Consider the following 17,958-nt stretch of genomic DNA (forward strand, 5'->3'; position numbering starts at 1 on the left):
TTTGATGAGAATGAAGACCTTATTACCCCTACTTTTACTTCACGCCTCAATACTTTGCGGGCAAGAATTTTATTTCGAGCACTATAAAGTTGAAGATGGCCTTTCTCACAATACGGTTCTCAGCTCTATTCAAGATGAAAAAGGATTTTTGTGGTTCGGTACTAAAAGTGGCCTAAATCGTTTTGACGGATATAATTTTAGGCTATTTCAAAAAAATGAAGACGACCCAAAAAGCTTACGAAGCAACTATGTAGAAAGTCTTTTTGAATTAAACGGTACTATTTGGGTAGGTACCGATAACGGGCTTCTTTCCTATAACGAAAAACTGGAAAATTTTGATTTTGTAGAAGGTACCGAGAACAACCAGATCATTGATATGAGTGGCGACTCAGATGGTAATCTCTGGTACATCGCAGAAAGTAGTCTTATTAAATATGACCCCAACAAAAAGGAGAGTACTAAGTTCGAGGCAAGCGAAAATTTCTACGCCTCCGATGTTATCAACACCAAAGATGGGTTATGGGCCTGTTCAACAAATACCTTATATAAATACGATAAGATTACCAACAAATTTACCAGACATGCCCTAGATGTCGAAGCAAGCCCCAGTAGCCCTTTTGGCATTAACGAACTTTTCTCGCTTGATGACCGAACCATTTTGTTGGGCACTCAAAATCATGGCGTGCTTGCATTTGATATTATTTCGGAAAGACTACAGGAAATCGGCTTTCTTACTTCTGGCAAGCAATATGTTCGCGACTTTGCCCTGCGTAGCAATGACGAACTTTGGGTAGCTACTGAATCCGGATTGCATATTTTCAACCTGATAACCAAGAAATACAGTAATCTTAAGAAGAATTACGACGACCCTTATGCCCTTTCCGATAATGCCGTCTATAGTTTGACCGTAGATAAAGAGGGAGGTGTTTGGGCCGGAACCTATTTTGGGGGCATCAACTACCAATCAAAACAATATTCGCCATTCAAAAAATACTTTCCAAAGTCAGCCCAGAACTCACTTAACGGAAACGCCATTCGTGAAATCACTGCCGATAAATATGGAAACCTTTGGATTGGCACAGAAGATGGCGGGCTCAATAAATACAACCCAAAAAAAGATAGTTTCACAAATTTTACATCTATTGAAAAACAGAAAGATGGTATTCTAGCGCATTACAACGTTCACGGTCTGCTTCCTATTGACAATAAACTTTGGATCGGTATGTTCGACAATGGTATTGATATTATGGACATCAATACGAATAAGATTATCAAGCACTACGGCACCGATATGGCTCATGGCCTGCGGAGTAATTTTGTATTCGCAATCAACCAGACACGGTCAGGCGAAATCTTCTTTCTATCGACCTTTGGAGTACAGACCTTTAACCCGACCACAGAAAAATTTGAATTGTTTGAAGGGTTTCCTGACAATTTACACTACACCAGTTTTTTAGAAGACAAATCAGGCATTTTATGGGCAGGCACCACGTTCGATGGGCTTTATTCATATAATCCGGCAACTGGAGAAAAAGAAGCTTATAGATATAATAGTTCTACACAGAACAGTATCTCGAACAACCACATCAACTCAATATTTCAAGATAGTAGAAATAACATTTGGGTGAATACCGAAAATGGACTGAATCTCTTTCTTGAAGAAACCAAAGCGTTTAAACGCTACGGACTCAAAGATGGTTTCCCTACCAATGTGTTTTATGCCACATTAGAAGATGACAGTGGCAATCTTTGGATGAGTACCTCTAACGGGTTGGTCGAATTCAATGCCATAACCGGCAATAAAAAGATATATTCAAAGGCGGATGGGCTACAGAGTGATCAATTTAATTATATGGCCGCCCATAAAGCCGATGATGGCACCATGTATTTCGGAAGTGTCAACGGCATGGTCAGTTTTAACCCCAAAAATTTCAAAAAGAACAATTACAGTGCACCAACTTATATCACCGCCTTACAGATAGACAACCAAGACGTTTTTGTAAACCAAGAAGATTCACCAATTGAAGAATCAATTACATCGCTAAAAAAACTAACGCTAAAACCGTCGCAATCATCATTCAGTCTCGAATTCGCCGCTTTAAGTTTCAATGCGCCAGAGAATACAGAATATTGGTACAAGATGGATGGGCTTAACAATGACTGGGTGCATCTACAGAAAGACCATAAGGTCTATTTTACCGAGTTGGCACCGGGCAATTATAATTTCTTCGTAAAATCAATGAACAGTAGTGGTGTATGGGGCATGGAAACATCCGGTCTTCAAATAAAGGTGCTACCTCCCTTTTACAAAAGCAATCTAGCCTACTTACTTTATACCTTGCTGACACTATTGCTTATTTTTCTAAGCTTTAGAACCTATCACCAGCGCATCAAGTTCAAGAACGACCGAAAAATACGGCAATTGAACAGTAGAAAAGAGAAAGAAATTTATGAGGCCAAAATTGAGTTCTTCACTAATATCTCACATGAGATCAGAACACCATTGACACTCATCAAAAGTCCCCTGGAAAAAGCTCTTAGAAGGTCCCATGAGATACCTGGGGTAAAAGAGAATCTCGCCATAGTCAAAAGAAATACCAATCGCCTTCTTGATTTGGTCAATCAGCTGTTGGATTTTAGAAAAACGGAGATCGAAAGGGTCGATTTAACTTTCGTGAGAACGAATATCACCAAACTCATACAGTCAACCTATGAGAGGTTCAGCGAGGCCATTCGCGATAAGGAAGTCGATTTCCGATTGAATTCGGAAGATGAGGATATTTACGCCTCGGTCGATAGCGAAGCTCTCAAGAAGATTTTAAGCAACCTTTATGGCAATGCCATTAAATATGCCGATTCAAAAGTATTGGTTGATTTAAAGAGGAATGAATCGACGATTGAACTGACCATTAAAAATGATGGAGATTTAATTCCCGGTCATCTAAAGGAAAAGATTTTTGAGCCATTTTATCGCGTTTCGGGTTCAGAAAACCAAACCGGAACCGGTATCGGTCTGGCCTTGGCACAATCGCTTACCGAAATGCACGGCGGTAGCTTGAGCCTAGACACCTCCGATGGTTCTTTGAACAGCTTTGTGCTAAAACTGCCCATCAACCAAGAGAAAGAGTTCATGCTCAGGCCTAAAGCTGTTGAACAAGAAGATATAGAAGAACCTATCGCTGACCAACCGGCAACACAAAGCAATGAAAATACGGTATTATTGGTCGAAGACAGTATTGAACTTCTCGATTTTGTGGCCAAAGAACTTCGGGAAGACTATTATGTTTTAAAGGCTACGGATGGTGAAAAAGCATTAAAACTTCTTCATGAAGAAAACATTCAACTAATTATTAGCGATGTGATGATGCCGGGCATGAATGGATTTACCTTATGTAAAAAGATAAAGACCAATCTTGAAACAAGCCATATTCCGGTCATTCTTCTTACCTCTAAAAGTGCCATGTCCGCAAAAATGGAAGGACTTGAATCCGGTGCGGACGCCTATATAGAAAAGCCATTTTCAGTCAAGCACTTAAAAGTACATATAGCCAATCTTATAGAGAACAGAAGGCACGTAATGGAGCATTACGCAAGTTCGCCTTTAGCTCATATTAGAAGCATTGCCAGCACTAAGACCGATGATACCTTTATCAAGAAACTAGATGAAGTGATCATTCAGAATATGGCCGATCCTGACTTAAATGTTGAAACTTTGGCGGAAATCATGCATATGAGCCGCTCTACACTCTATCGAAAAATAAAAGATATATCAAACCTAAGCCCCAACGAACTCATAAATATTGCTCGCTTAAAAAAGTCGGCAGAACTATTAAAAACAGGCAATTATAGGGTATTTGAGGTAGCTGAGATAGTAGGTTATAATTCTGCAACGAGCTTCGGGCGTAATTTCCAGAAACAGTTTGAGATGAGCCCTACCGAATACATGAATAAAAAAGATTGATACGATTTTAGATTTCGAAGTATACATTATTCTTCAGCTTTGATACGTTGCCTACCATCTAATGCTTCTTGCGTTTCGTCGAAAAAATGACAATAAGAGTTCATGTTCTACCGTTCTTGTAGGTACCAAAATAATTACTGTTTAATTATTGTGCGTTAGGCTCCCCGCCGCAACAATCTAAAATTTAAGAGCATGGCTTCTACAAGATCAGATTTTGGCAACAAGGCCAACCCGTTTCATTATCAAGACAGTACGTTAAAAAACATGGCGTCTAAACTTTATAAGCTCAAGGCGAAATTTGAAAGAAAATACTATAAGCTTTCTGGCTGTCGAAAATATGATATGGCCCGTGATTTCAACATTGAACTAAGCGCTACTTTATATCAAGTGAATCAGATGCTGAATTTCAATGAAGCTAACAACGTGTCTTTTAATTACCAGAAAATTGACACTAAAATCAATAGTTTAGAACAGGAGCTCTCAAGCCTCATTTCATAAATTCGGTCTAAAGGAAACCTTTTTCCTTATCTTTATACGACCTATACCAAACCAAATGAAACGCAAGCACTTTAAGATTATTGGGCTATTTGTTGCTGCCCTCTTGTTACTTATCTTTTTGTGCAATACCATCATTACAAATGCTGCTAGCGGCAAGACATTTTCCGAGCCGAACGAAATCTACAAGAACCGCGTAGGCTTGGTTCTGGGCACCTCGAAGAAATTAATTGGGGGGCTACCGAACCCTTATTACACCCATAGAATTACGGCCACCGTAGAATTGTACAAAGCGGATAAAATCGATTTTGTACTTGTAAGCGGTGATAATGGCACTCGCTATTATAACGAACCCAATACCATTAAAAAGGATCTGATCAAAGGAGGTATACCTGCCGATAAAATTTTTCTTGATTTTGCCGGTTTCCGCACTTTAGATTCTATGGTCAGGGCAAAAGAAATTTTCGGCCTCGACAGCGTTACCGTTATCTCTCAAGAATTTCATAACCAGAGGGCGATATACTTGGCCGAGAAAAAAGGTCTCAAAGCTATTGGTTTCAATGCGGAAACCGTAGCCGGTAAAGAAGGCCTTAAGGTTCAACTTCGGGAATATTTGGCACGTGTAAAGGTATTTGTTGATCTTGTTTTTAATACGCAGCCCAAATTCTATGGTGACCGTATTGAAATAAAATAACCTTCATCATAGTTGAAAATGCCTTATTTTAGGATATTGAAACAACCTTTCATGTCCACATTCAAAACGCTAGTAAGAAATCTTGGTCCCGGTCTTTTATTTGCCAGTATGGCAATCGGAACCTCTCATTTAGTACTATCTACTAAGGCCGGTGCGCAGTATGGATGGGTGATGATTATACCTATCATTTTAGCCAACCTTTTTAAATACCCTTTTTTTGAATTCGGGGTTCGGTATACCAACGTCACCGAAAAAACACTAATCGAAGGGTACCTCAACCGTGGAAAAGGGTATTTATGGTTTTATGCCATCATAACCCTAATTTCTACTTTCACCATCTTAGCAGCGCTCTATACGGTTACAGCAGGCCTTTTCATCAATCTTTTTAAAGTTTCCGATGTCTCAATATCGACGGTAGCTCTGGGCCTATTTGTATTTATCAGTTTGGTTTTGATAATTGGTCGATATAAGTTCATGGAAACCTCGCTGAAATTCGTTGTTTCTATTCTTTTCATTGCCCTATTGGTTACAACCTTCATGGTTTTGATAAAAGGCAACGTTTCAGATACAAGCAATTTTGCTCCTCCTCCCCTATTTAATGATGCGGGAATTTTATTCTTGATAAGTCTTATGGGTTGGATGCCCACAACCGTTGAAGCATCAAGTTGGGTCAGTTTATGGAGTATTGAAAAATGGAAGGGCGAAGGGGAAAAACCCACTTTGAGCGAGTCATTACGGGAGTTTAACATGGGGTATTTAATGACTGCCATTCTTGCTGTTTTCTTCTTGATCATTGGTTGGGCAACGCTTTACGGCACCCAAACCGAATTAAGTGGTAATGCCGTAACCTTTGCTGATCAAGTTGTTCAACTCTTCACCGTGCATATCGGTTCGTGGGCTTACATTTTTATAGCCATATCTGCCTTTGCCACTATGTTCAGTACCTGTATGACGGCCCATGATGCTATCGCCCGTGTAAGCATTGATGTATTGAAACTGCTTTTTCCCAAAAGCCTTTTCCCATCAAAAAAATACTTCTTTGCCATGGGCATTCTAACCTTGGCCCTCATAAACTATATGGTCGTTTCTTTTTTCAGTGCCAATATGGGCCAATTGGTAGCTTTGGCAACATTTGTGTCTTTCGTCGTAGCACCTATTATTGGTTACATGAACCTTAAAAATGTGATGAGCGAAGAAATACCGGCGAGGGCACAACCTAGAATTTGGCTGCAAACATTAACCTACGCCGGAATTATATTTTTATCGCTGTTTTCACTTTACTACTTCTGGATAATGGTGTTCTGACGTAAAGTAATCCTAGGTTAAACAATCTTAACATTCTCAGGTTGCGATTGGCTGTACTTTTTGTAAGCTTTGTAGAATTACTTGTAAAACAACTTAATGAAGTTCATCCACATAAAAAGAAATACAGTCGCAGAAAAGAGATTTACCGAGAAGATGGGCATGCTCTACACGAATGTCACCTACGTAAAAAAGGCCTTTTTAGGTATTCCACTAAAGACCTTGCATATCTATCGAAAAACTTATTACGGTAAAGTAAAATCTTGCGAAGACTGTCGAATAGCCCATTAACCTACTTTACTAGGTCGGCATAGTTTTCCACTACAAAAAGCGTTCGCAAGTTCTGCTTGTGTAAGAAATCGAGGCAATAAACACCATCTTTACAGTTGTTTAATATATACTCTTCCCCAAAGCCTTTGGCACTTTTTATGTTAGAGTTTGACAAACCGTTCTGCAGCAGATAGTCTTTAATAGCATTCGACCTAGCCTGAGATATTTTTTGGTTGGATGATTTACCACCTCTACTATCAGTATGTGTCTCTATTGAAATAATCATTTCAGGAAACATGGCCACTTTTTTGACAACATCATCTAGAACAAAAGTAATATCGGGAGTTAAAGTGCTCTTTCCGCTGGCAAAATAGAAATCGTTTACATCGAGTACTTTTTTACCCTCACGGTCCTTTAAAACATCGTTCATTGACTCTAGCCGAACCTGTAGAGGAGCCTTTTGCATCTCTTCTAAAGTCTTCGGGTCATAAGTCTCCTCAAAGGAAGCAAAACTATTCTTGGCAATATGAATACTCGCTACATCAGTATACGGTATCTCAATATGATAATTGCCAAAATTATCGGTCGTTACCTGTTTTAGCACTTCATTGTTGGCACCCTTGATGGTTACATTTACATCAGCAATCGCTTCATCGTAGGGCGGCTGCATCACTTTGCCCCTAAAAATCAATGTTTTTAGCCCAGGTTTGGCATTTACCTTAAAGCCATATATGTCATCGTCACCTTTACCTCCTGAACGGTTTGAAGAAAAATACCCGATAAAACCATCAGTTTGGTCTTCTTTAATGATAAAACCAAATTCGTCATATTTGGTATTGATTCCGGTTCCTAAATTGACAGGAATGCTAAAGCTTTGGTCAGAAAGAATGTTGCTTCTGTAAATGTCCATTCCACCGACTCCATAGAAAACATCCGAAGAAAAATACAAGCTGTTATCAAAGACAAATGGTGCTATTTCGTTACCAGGGGTATTGATTCTCGGGCCCAGATTAATGGGTTGAGACATAACCTGTCCGTTATTAGTTACCACATAATAAATATCGGTACCACCATAACTATCATCAAAATTGGCAGAAAAATAAAGACGCTCAGCCTTTTCATCATAATACGGATAGTAAAAAGATGTACTCAAATCTTTTAGGAGAAACCTAAAAAAGCCGTTATCATAGGCCATACCAATGGATAAGGCATTCTTGCCCTTTTCATCAAAGGCCAAGTTCTTACCTTCGGTATTCGAAAGAACGTAATAGATACTGCCATTTCTTGCCGAATAGTAGGGGGTCGACTTATGGTACGGTGAATCGGGTATACCACCAAAAACCTGTACATTTTTAAGGTTACCGCTATTATCTCTATCGGCCACATAAATATCTAGGTAAGACTCACCCGACGGACCATAAACTTTCTTTGATTTTGATTTTCGACTACTGCTAAATAACAGTTTGTCGTTATAAAAACTTGGTGAAAAATCGGCCTGTGCCGTATTGGCGCCAATATTAAAAATAAAAAAACCTGATGCGGGATCACTACTGCTTTCCAACATACGATAATTGAAATCTGCATTTTCAGAGAGTTCGCCCGCCAACTTTTCATTTGACTTTAAAAAAGCCTTCACGCGTTCCTTTTCAGATGTTTTGGCCAAACTTTGAAGCATCTTGTTAAATTGATGGTCAGACATGATAGAATCATTCTTGTTCACATCTAAATAGAGCTTCGTAGCTTTATCATATTGTCTTGTTCTGAAATAGGAATCAGCCAGATTTAATAATTGGTGATTGGTCATGATTTTACCATCTGCCATTTGCTTATGATATTCCCTAATGGCATCTTCATAGGCATAGCTATAAAAGTAGCGATCCCCCTTCGAGGTAAATTCTTGGGCCAAAACAGTAGTAACCCCAAGTACAAAAATGGATATGAAAAGTTTAAGTTTCATCATAATCGATTAGAAAAATCTTGGCGTATCTATTTGCTTCGGTTTTCCTTTCAGGTTTTTATCGTTGGTATTGGTACCATCACTCTTTCCTAGATAGAACTTCAGTATCACTTCGTGAGAACCACTACTAAATTCTCCTAGAGGCTGGGTATTGTAATCATAGGCATAACCAATATAAGTGCCGCTGGTAATTTGAAACCCTGCCAATGCACTCACCGAATTACCGAAACGATAAGATGCCCCAAGCGTAAATCTATCATTGAACAAAAAGTTGGTAGACAGATTCGTATTCAACGGCGCCCCATTGATATAGTTCAACAAGAAAGCCGGTTTAAACTTGAGGGTTTCCGATAAATCGAAAACGTAACCCCCAATAAAATTGAACTGAATTTTATCTTCTATGATGGTCGCTACATCATCGTTATAAATACCATCGGTAAGAAAATTAGGAATAGAAACCCCTAAATACCAAATCTCATCTTCATATAGAAAAAGACCTGCCCCTACCGTTGGGTAGAATTTTTTAATAGTTTCCCTGTCCAAAATAGGTTCCCCCGGGTTTTCAAAAGTACCTTTCGAAAAATCAACATTCAAAAACGATCCCCCAACATCCATACCAAAAGAAAGCTTTGCCTTTTCTGAAACATTGAATTGGTATGAATATGCCAACTCAACATACGTTTGTGTAGAAGGCCCCATTTCATCATTAATGATATTGAGCCCAACCCCCATTTTTTCATTGGCCAAGGGTATATTGGTGCCCAAACGAATAGTTCTTGGAGACCCCGGAACATCAACCCATTGGGCTCTGTACAAACCAGCAATTTCAGGATCTTGAACGGTACCGACATAGGCTGGGTTAAAGCTGCCTATATTGTACATATACTGGGTGTAATGGGGTTCTTTTTGTGCCTGTAGGCCTAAGGTGCAAAACAATAAACCAAAGAATACAATTACAGGTGTATAAGCCAACTTGAATTTTCTATATACCATTATCAGCATTATCTTATTAGCTGGATCCAGCCTTTTTTAGTGGTGTTAGTTTCAACCCCTTCAACCTCTTCCTGCAAGGCAACATTCAAGACATAAAAATAGGTGCCGTCAGGAACCTCTTTTCCTTCGCGACTGCCATCCCAAATAATATCACCGCTCATATCGGCCCCTTCGAAGACCACACTACCGTATCTATTAAAAATTTTAATGTCGTAAAGAATATCGATCTCTCTCTGCGTACCATTTTCATTCACCAAGGTGCGATTAATTTTTAAATCATCATTGACACCGTCGTTATTTGGGGAAAATTGATTAAAAATAATTCCAAAATCGGCTTGGGTGCGTTCCGAAACATTCACGGTCACCTCATCAACGTTGTTATCATATTTACCTTCACTATCTAAAGGTGAAGACCTCACTATCTCAGCTCTATTAGTAAATGTTCCAACCGTAGGAACGGCCACCCTAATTTGCAATTCGGCTACCTCATTTCTTAAAAGTTCAGGAATTACCCAAAGGCCAGTCTGTAAATTAAATGTTCCTAAAAGCGCTTCGTGGGAGATATATTGAAACCCTTCGGAAATAGTATCAAGAACCTGAATATTAGAAACCGCGTTTTCCCTCGACTTATTGGTGACGCGAAGGGTGAAAATCACCTCTTGCCCCACTAAAGGGTTTACTTCTGAAAGATTACGATTATTAGAAATGTTCAAAGTGTCATTAGAATCTACTATTCTTGCCAACTTCTCCATTACCAAATCAATGCCTTCTGGCAAATCTACGTTCAAGGAAACCTCGGCTACGTTGTTGGCTTCATTATCGTCATCAGGAAATGACTGCAACAGTTCTGCAACATTGGTATATGGTCCGCCCTCGATTACATCTACCGTAACCGTCAAGGTAGCAGTACCACTAGCAGGTATTTCAAAAATCGTCCACATACCATCAAGCTGGTTATAAGTGCCTATGGAGGTATTATGGTTTTTGTACGCAAAACCGGTCTCGAGCAAATCGCCTACTATAACGTTCCGTGCTGTTCGTGCTGACAAGTTGTTAACCGAGACGGTGAACATAACCTCATCACCGACCACCGCATCGGGCTTATCCAACGTTTTGACAATCTCTAAATCAATGGGCGTAGGATCACAATTCTCATGATTGATATTAGGGCTACAGGCATCGAAAGGATCACTGCCAGCAACTTCTTCATCACCATCAGAAATACCATCTTCATCGGTATCACAAAGACCTACTGAATTATCGGGCACACAAGGGTTGTTGTTTCCGGGGTCTAAATGGTCTAAAGTTCCGTCATTATCAGTGTCAAGGATATTTGAATCGAGGGCATCAATAATACCATCTCCATCGGTATCAATCGGGTTATTGGGGTCGTCACCTACTTCTTCCCCATCTAAAATTCCGTCACCATCCGTATCGGGATTATTAGGGTCTGTTCCCAAAGAAGCTTCAATCCCCCCCAAAAGACCGTCATTATCATCATCGGTATCACAACTACTCACTGAGATAATAACTTGAGCGGTCTGATTTTCGCAAGGAGCCTCGGCGCCTGTAGTCGTATATGAAAATATATAGTTACCATTAGGGAAACCTTGAAAATCAAGAATATTACTTGCATTAGGTGTAGCCGCTGACGGGCCATCAACAAAAGCCCATTCCCCATCACTTGGTATCTGAGTAAACAAATCATCTAAATCTAAAATTGTATTGCCATATTGAGTGACATTACAAGAAGAAGCGTTTTGAGGACTTCCGGTGAACACTGGCGCAGAAACTACGGCTTCTACTGCTACTCTTTCTGTGGCGCAATTATTAGAAGAGGCTTCTACATAATAAGTAATAGACTGGTTTAAGTTAGGAGTCGTGAAATTTGCTCCACTACCAACAGAAGTACCTCCAGTTGGTTGTGTGTACCAGAGAATTGTCGCATTTGCACTGGCAGTAGCCGTCAAGGTCAACGTACCTGGGCCACATCTCTCAGCACCGGCGCTACTTTGTAATTGAGGAGAGGCGGTAACTGCCAAATTGATAGTTAGCAACGGGCTTGTACAATCGTTAGTAGCATCATAATAAAACCCGTAGTATGTTCCTGGCAATGGATTGGTTATTCTGTTTTGAGGCACAAAACTTCCGGTTGGGTCGGCCGCATCGCTCGCCCATCTCAGAAAGGTTCCGTTCGGACCGTTGTTTGGAGCATAATCATTTAATGTAATGTCATCATCGATTTCATCACAAAAAGTAGTAGGAACCGTATTGTTAAGCGTAGGTGCATCATCGCCGGCAACACAAGGATCACAATCATCAACCGAAATCGTTACTACGGAAGTATTCGGGCCACAAGGCCCTACTGTATTGGTAGTATATGTAAACTCATAATTTCCTGAGGGCTGTCCCCTAAAATCTAAATTATTATTATTCGGAATAGTAATGTCTGGGCCTCCTGTCTGCGACCAGCTTCCTGCATCTTCGTCTTCGATAAGGTCATCCAAATCGATTCGCACAGGACCAAATTCATTGGTAGGATTGTTACATGCTGTAGCATTGGTTACAGTACCAGCTGAAGGCTGCTCGGTAAAAGTTACTTCAACCGCTGAGGATGGACTAGCACAGGAATTGTCATTGGCCCAAAAAACAGCATAATACGTACCACTTTCGGTAGCAGCGGGGTTAGCAGGCAATAATTGTCCTGCGGTCGAGGGGTTGGCCTGCAGACTCCAACGAACAGAGGAACCGGCAGGTGCATTACCCTGAATAAATGTATTAAGATTGACCGAATTGTTTGGGGGGCTGCAAAATTCCTTCGGATTGTTGTTGATTGTCGGGGCTACATCGCCTGCAATACAATCGTTATCAGTAATCGTAACAGTTCTATCAGCCGCGGGCACTTGTGTAAACGAAAAAAGTGCCGTATTACTTGGTTGGCCTAAATTTAAGATAACAGTTTCCTCTGTTTCCGGTGTGGTATCATCAAGAACATCTATAAAGATATTGACCTGATTCACCCCTGCAGGAAAAGATATTTGGTTCTGGGCAATATTTGGATCATTTCTCACTTCAAAATCGGTACCTCTCGTCGCAGTACCGTTGTTGAAATTATATGGTATAGTAATAGGTGCGCCTGTACCATTAGCTTTATCGAGGCGCAAAACATACTGCCCAGGGTTGGCAACCTCTGCCGCTTCGGTTTCAGAGGCGTCACCATCTAACATTTCTAAAGTGAAGTTACCAGTGTCATTGTCAGCAATGTTGATGGTAATCGTATTTGCATTGGTATCAATAGTTCCGAAAACAGCAGAAGTAAGCGTTACTATTAAGGTTTCCGGCCCCTCTACCAAGTTATCGTCTACAATATCGACTGTCACTAAAGCTTGACCGCCATTGCCATTGTTTAGAGTAACAGAACCTGTCGGGCCTGTGTAATCGCTTCCATCATCTGAAGTACCTGTTAGGCTATAGTTTACAGTAGTAGGAAATATATTGGCCTCACTTCTTGATATAAGAAAACTTGCAGGATTAGCAATACCATCACTTTCAGCGGCATCTAAATCTGAAGAGGTAATAGAAACTGTTTGCCCAAAAGCCGTTTGTCCGTAACAAAACAGAAGCAATAATAAAAATGCCTTACCAAGACCAGTAATGGCAGCGGCAAAGCGAGTTCTTTTCTTTTTCATTTTCATAAACTGTCCTTTGAATTCAATTGAAATTCAATACACAGCACTTTAAGTAGGTTCTCGTAAAATGGGCCTCAATAATACTAAAAAAATAAAATAGGGCCGTAAATCTGGGGTTAAATAAGGGTTTGTATAGATTAAATACAATTTATACGTAAAAAACCCTACTCTGCGATTTCGGCGGAACGGCTTTCTACGTCTTTGGCTATCTTTCTTACTAGACCTTGCAACACCTTCCCAGGGCCTACTTCAATAAATTGAGTGGCTCCATCTTTCACCATGTTTTCAACGCTTTGCGTCCATTTGACAGGTGCAGTCAATTGTGAAATTAGGTTTTTCTTGATTTCGGCCGCATCATTTACTGCGACGGTGGTTACATTTTGATAAACTGGGCATTTAGGTTCACTAAATTTAGTATTCTCGATTGCCGATGCCAATTCTTCTCTTGCAGGTTCCATTAAAGGTGAATGAAAAGCACCCCCAACAGGCAATACCAAGGCTCTTCTAGCGCCGGCCTCCTTCATTTTTTCACAAGCCGATTCAATAGCCTCTACCTCACCCGAAATCACTAATTGACCTGGACAATTATAATTTGCCGCCACTACGATACCAGAAGTTTCTTCACACAACCTTTCTACCACCTCATCATCTAACCCCAGAACCGCGGCCATTGTGCTCGGTTTCAATTCGCAGGCCTTCTGCATCGCTAAGGCTCTTTGGGAAACTAATTTTAGTCCGTCTTCAAAATTTAATGTACCATTGGCCACCAAAGCGGAAAATTCACCCAAAGAATGCCCGGCCACCATATCAGGCTTAAAATTATCGCCCAAAACTTTACTCAAAATGACCGAGTGAAGAAAAATGGCGGGTTGGGTAACTTTGGTCTCTTTTAAATCTTCGGCAGAACCTTCAAACATTATATCGGTGATAGAGAAGCCCAATATTTCATTAGCCTTTTCAAAAAGTTCTTGTGCGATAGGGTATTTTTCGTAGAGCTCTAAACCCATACCTACAAATTGGGCCCCTTGCCCAGGAAAGATATATGCATTCATTGTGTTCGTCTTTAAGTGGGCACAAAAATAGGAAAATAGTTAGCAGTAGCATGGCGCTATCACAAAGTAATACCTTTTGAAAAAGTTTTAAGAGCCGATAGACAATCTATTCTTTGAACCAACCTGAATAGGTTACATAGTTATTGGCTATCCGGTCTATCTCGCCAGAACTAAGCTCTGGGCTAATATCTTTGATCTTTTTGGCAGGCATACCAGCAAAAATACTTCCCGATGGCACATGGGTGCCTTTGGTAACTACGGCGCCAGCCGCTATAATGCTGTTACTTTCTACAACACAATCATCCATAACAATACTACCCATACCAATAAGTACATTGTCTTGTATGGTGCAGCCATGTACTATAGCATTATGACCTATTGAAACATTGTTACCAATTACCGTAGGTGATTTTTGATAGGTACAGTGTATTACGGCCCCGTCCTGTACATTTACTTTATCGCCCATTTTAATAAAATGCACATCGCCACGTATGACGGAATTGAACCATACGCTACATTGATTGCCCATTTCTACCTCGCCTACTATTACGGCATTTTCGGCAACAAAACAATCTTCGCCTATCTTAGGTTCTTTACCTCTTACCGATTTTATCATTCTTAATTTTTTTTAGTTTAAAAATAGGCCAACAAATCTTTCTTCTTGGAGGCCGAGACCAGTAGCTCTTTTCCGTTTGAAATGACTACACTGCCACCTTTTCCCTTTCTGTACTTGACTATTTCATTGACATTTACCAAATAAGACTTGTGTATTCTAGCAAAGGAGTATGTCTGTAAAATATCTTCAAAATACTTTAAAGTTTTGCTCACCAATATTTTGGAACTGGACAAGTATATTTCGGTATAATTATCATCAGCCTGACAATATAAAATGTCGCACACGTTCAAAACCTGAAAACCGTCTTGTTGCGGAATGGTAATCTTGCCATTTAGAGACGATACCTTTGGCTGTAGAACGCCATCTTCTAACACCTTTTCTTTTTGCCTAACTTCTTGAACATATTCTACCGCTTTTATGAGCTCATCGATATTGATGGGTTTCATTAAATAATAGGCGGCATGATGGTTAATGGCATCAATAGCATAATGATCATAGGCTGTAACAAATACAGTTTCAAAGTTTCTGTCGGGAAGTTGATCTAACAGGTCAAAAGCATTGCCATACGGCATTTCTACATCTAAAAACAACAAATCTGGATTGTGGTCAGTCAATAGTTTTAAGCCCTTTTGAATGGAATCAGCTTCGCCCAGCACTGTCACCTCTGGGCAATACTTGGCAAGGTAATTTCGTAAGATTTCCCTACTGTTCAATTCATCTTCAATGATAACGGCTTTCAGATTCATCGGCTAACTTTTTCTTAGGGTAAAGACAACACAAGTTCCCGAGCCATCTGCATTCAGGTCAGAAATCTTTACGTCCAACTTATTTTTATACATATCGTTTAATATGGCGATGCGTTTCTTGATATTACCCATTCCTTTTGATTTTTGCTTTCTCTGATTTAGGGTCTTCAACTCCGCCGATTTTTGGCGGCCAATTCCATTATCACTAATGGTCACCAAGATCTTATCTGAGCCGACCTTTTCCAACGCTATATTCAATTGGCCTTTTTCCTTTTTATAACGAAGTCCGTGCCAAATAGCATTTTCAATATAAGGCTGTAATAACATAGGTGGTATTTGAAACGATTCGATATCGGCCGATCCATCTATTTTGATTTCATAATCGAATTTTTCAGGAAATCGTGAGTGCTCTAATTTCACATATAGCTGAAGCAGCTCTAACTCTTTGGATAGGGGTATAAAATCTTCCTCAGAATTTTCAAGAACAGACCGCATCAAAGTTGAAAATTCACTCAGATACCTATTGGCACTACGCTCATCACTCTTGGCTATATAATTGTTCACCGAATTAAGGGCGTTGAAAATAAAATGTGGGTTCATTTGTGACCTAAGAGATTTGAGGGCCAATAGATGGTTCGCCAGTTTCTGCTGTTGATTGCTTCTATAGAAAAAGAAGGTAGCCAGCCCTAAAAGCAATATCCCCAATAAAAGCGAATAAATAACCCATTTCTGGCGCTTATTGGTCTCCTCTACCAATTGCTTTTCAGTCTTCGCCAAATCAAACTTACTTTGAGAAAGCTCACGCTCTTGCTCAAGCCCTGTAATTCTGCTTTGCTTTGCCGCTATCTCACGATTAAAGCGGGCGGCCCTGGAAATTTCTTGCTCTTTGCGAGAGTAAAGGGTATCGACCAATGCTACATAGTTTCTATACGTTTCAAAGGCCTTGGTATACTCTCCCTTGTATTCGAACACTTCCGAAAGCTTTCTGGTCGCATCCTTTCTCACCACTATGTCATCGTCAACAGCTGCCTGTTCGATACTCTCCTGTAAATATGGAATGGCTTCGTCGTATTTGTCTTGTGCAATGTAGGCGTTGGCGATTTTATAATTGATACGCTGTGAGGTTATAGAATCGGCATTGGTCAGGCCGACTAACCTAGCAGCCTTCTTTCGCGGCAAACTGTTCAACTCTCCCAAGCTTTCTTTTCTAAGTTGAATTTCTGCCCCGTACTCATTTTTTTGATTGTAAAAATCTGCCACCTTATCCTTTTCCTGAACTGCCCGTTCTGGGGGCAACTGTTTTGATAATTCTAAAGAGCTATCATAAAAGGCATCGGCCTCGATCAACTTATCATCTTCTGCGTAAGCATCGGCAATCTTGGAATTTAAATCTGCCAGTTTCGGAGTTATTTGATTCTGATTGGCAATCTTGATACCCTCTTGATAAAAAGCCACTGACTTTTCGATATCACCCAGCCCTCTGTATGCATCGCCCAGGTGCTCGTAGAGTGTAGTCTTTTGATAGGGAATGAGGCCATTTATTTTTAGTAAAGGCCGTAAAATTGTCTCCGCCTCATTATACTCACCATTTAGAACCAATGCTTCCCCTAAAAGCAGTGTTGTTTTTGAAGTTTTGTTAGTTTCTAAAGATTCCCGGTAATTGGTGATTGCCAAATCATATTGCTGGTAGTATTGATATATTTCCCCTAAAAAAGATAAGGAAAGGGCCAATTCTCTTTTGTTACCGCTATCGCCAAGTTCTGAAATGGAATGAGCTATAAAATCAATACTCTTCTCAATATCGGTAGCCTTATAAAAACTAGCTGAATCTAAGTACGATTGGTGCCGAGATAACCGTTCGCCACGAGTTTGCCCGTAAGCCAAGGCCCCTGTAAATAGCAGCATTATCCATATGTAAGAAACCCTTATCATTTGAGGAATATTCAAGTAAACTTAATGCTAATAAACGACTCAAAAAAATGATGGCAGACCTCTGAGAAGCTTTACAACAACACTTTTGATGGGTTAACGAATTAACCAGCAAGCATTACTCACTCAAAGGGCACTTTCACTCATTCCTGGTTTTTTTCGAAGAATTACCAATCTACTTTTAATCAAAAATCAATAGCCTACAAAATCATTCTTACCGGTTACGATTTCGACTGTTATTTAAAGGAATAAAA

The 17,958-nt window shown here is 40.0% G+C and carries 12 protein-coding genes; 5 read left to right on the top strand and 7 right to left on the bottom strand.

The genetic code is table 11. From position 1 onward, the window contains the following. Positions 1 to 10 precede the first annotated feature (10 nt). The 5 genes from IL356_RS00830 to IL356_RS00850 all read left to right on the top strand — a co-directional run bounded on the left by IL356_RS00830 (position 11) and on the right by IL356_RS00850 (position 6,743). Positions 11 to 3,961: a hybrid sensor histidine kinase/response regulator gene (locus IL356_RS00830; protein ID WP_225621361.1), complete on the top strand. Its 3,951-nt coding sequence runs from the start codon at positions 11 to 13 to the stop codon at positions 3,959 to 3,961. A gap of 192 nt (positions 3,962 to 4,153) precedes the next feature. Beyond that, a complete protein-coding gene (locus IL356_RS00835; RefSeq protein WP_121847674.1) occupies positions 4,154 to 4,459 on the top strand; it encodes a hypothetical protein in 306 nt (101 codons plus the stop codon). 55 nt (positions 4,460 to 4,514) lie between these two features. Next, positions 4,515 to 5,150, top strand: coding sequence for a SanA/YdcF family protein (locus IL356_RS00840; RefSeq protein WP_121847673.1), 636 nt, complete (start codon positions 4,515 to 4,517; stop codon positions 5,148 to 5,150). Positions 5,151 to 5,201: 51 nt separating this feature from the next. Beyond that, positions 5,202 to 6,455 carry an NRAMP family divalent metal transporter gene (locus tag IL356_RS00845; protein WP_121847672.1) on the top strand — a complete coding sequence of 418 codons (1,254 nt, stop codon included), beginning with the start codon at positions 5,202 to 5,204 and terminating at the stop codon, positions 6,453 to 6,455. A gap of 96 nt (positions 6,456 to 6,551) precedes the next feature. Continuing rightward, positions 6,552 to 6,743 (top strand): hypothetical protein, encoded by a 192-nt coding sequence (locus IL356_RS00850; protein WP_121847671.1) that lies wholly within the window; start codon positions 6,552 to 6,554, stop codon positions 6,741 to 6,743. A gap of 1 nt (position 6,744) precedes the next feature. On the opposite strand, the gene IL356_RS00855 is transcribed toward IL356_RS00850, so the two are convergent. From IL356_RS00855 to IL356_RS00885, 7 genes are all read right to left on the bottom strand, one after another. Beyond that, entirely contained in the window at positions 6,745 to 8,682 is a 1,938-nt protein-coding gene (locus tag IL356_RS00855) for an OmpA family protein (RefSeq protein WP_225621362.1), read from the bottom strand. A 6-nt stretch (positions 8,683 to 8,688) separates the two neighbouring features. After that, positions 8,689 to 9,681: a PorP/SprF family type IX secretion system membrane protein gene (locus IL356_RS00860; protein WP_317125492.1), complete on the bottom strand. Its 993-nt coding sequence runs from the start codon at positions 9,679 to 9,681 to the stop codon at positions 8,689 to 8,691. Beyond that, a complete protein-coding gene (locus IL356_RS00865) occupies positions 9,681 to 13,367 on the bottom strand; it encodes an Ig-like domain-containing protein (protein WP_121847669.1) in 3,687 nt (1,228 codons plus the stop codon). Before IL356_RS00865 ends, IL356_RS00860 begins: the two co-directional genes overlap by 1 nt. Before the next feature lie 158 nt (positions 13,368 to 13,525). Next, on the bottom strand, positions 13,526 to 14,413 hold the full coding sequence (gene fabD / locus IL356_RS00870; RefSeq protein ID WP_121847668.1) for an ACP S-malonyltransferase: 888 nt from the start codon (positions 14,411 to 14,413) through the stop codon (positions 13,526 to 13,528). A gap of 106 nt (positions 14,414 to 14,519) precedes the next feature. Continuing rightward, on the bottom strand, positions 14,520 to 15,029 hold the full coding sequence (locus IL356_RS00875; protein ID WP_121847667.1) for a gamma carbonic anhydrase family protein: 510 nt from the start codon (positions 15,027 to 15,029) through the stop codon (positions 14,520 to 14,522). Positions 15,030 to 15,046: 17 nt separating this feature from the next. Next, positions 15,047 to 15,775: a LytR/AlgR family response regulator transcription factor gene (locus IL356_RS00880; protein WP_121847666.1), complete on the bottom strand. Its 729-nt coding sequence runs from the start codon at positions 15,773 to 15,775 to the stop codon at positions 15,047 to 15,049. A 3-nt stretch (positions 15,776 to 15,778) separates the two neighbouring features. Beyond that, positions 15,779 to 17,680 carry a tetratricopeptide repeat-containing sensor histidine kinase gene (locus tag IL356_RS00885; RefSeq protein ID WP_225621363.1) on the bottom strand — a complete coding sequence of 634 codons (1,902 nt, stop codon included), beginning with the start codon at positions 17,678 to 17,680 and terminating at the stop codon, positions 15,779 to 15,781. Positions 17,681 to 17,958 lie beyond the last annotated feature (278 nt).

This window comes from Euzebyella marina (genome assembly GCF_014855515.1).
GTDB lineage: Bacteria > Bacteroidota > Bacteroidia > Flavobacteriales > Flavobacteriaceae > Euzebyella > Euzebyella marina.

Coding starts and splice junctions, on each gene's coding strand:
- IL356_RS00830 (WP_225621361.1), top strand. CDS start 11: ATGAAGACCTTATTACCCCTACTTTTACTTCACGCCTCAATACTTTGC.
- IL356_RS00835 (WP_121847674.1), top strand. CDS start 4,154: ATGGCTTCTACAAGATCAGATTTTGGCAACAAGGCCAACCCGTTTCAT.
- IL356_RS00840 (WP_121847673.1), top strand. CDS start 4,515: ATGAAACGCAAGCACTTTAAGATTATTGGGCTATTTGTTGCTGCCCTC.
- IL356_RS00845 (WP_121847672.1), top strand. CDS start 5,202: ATGTCCACATTCAAAACGCTAGTAAGAAATCTTGGTCCCGGTCTTTTA.
- IL356_RS00850 (WP_121847671.1), top strand. CDS start 6,552: ATGAAGTTCATCCACATAAAAAGAAATACAGTCGCAGAAAAGAGATTT.
- IL356_RS00855 (WP_225621362.1), bottom strand. CDS start 8,682: ATGATGAAACTTAAACTTTTCATATCCATTTTTGTACTTGGGGTTACT.
- IL356_RS00860 (WP_317125492.1), bottom strand. CDS start 9,681: ATGCTGATAATGGTATATAGAAAATTCAAGTTGGCTTATACACCTGTA.
- IL356_RS00865 (WP_121847669.1), bottom strand. CDS start 13,367: ATGAAAATGAAAAAGAAAAGAACTCGCTTTGCCGCTGCCATTACTGGT.
- fabD (WP_121847668.1), bottom strand. CDS start 14,413: ATGAATGCATATATCTTTCCTGGGCAAGGGGCCCAATTTGTAGGTATG.
- IL356_RS00875 (WP_121847667.1), bottom strand. CDS start 15,029: ATGATAAAATCGGTAAGAGGTAAAGAACCTAAGATAGGCGAAGATTGT.
- IL356_RS00880 (WP_121847666.1), bottom strand. CDS start 15,775: ATGAATCTGAAAGCCGTTATCATTGAAGATGAATTGAACAGTAGGGAA.
- IL356_RS00885 (WP_225621363.1), bottom strand. CDS start 17,680: ATGCTGCTATTTACAGGGGCCTTGGCTTACGGGCAAACTCGTGGCGAA.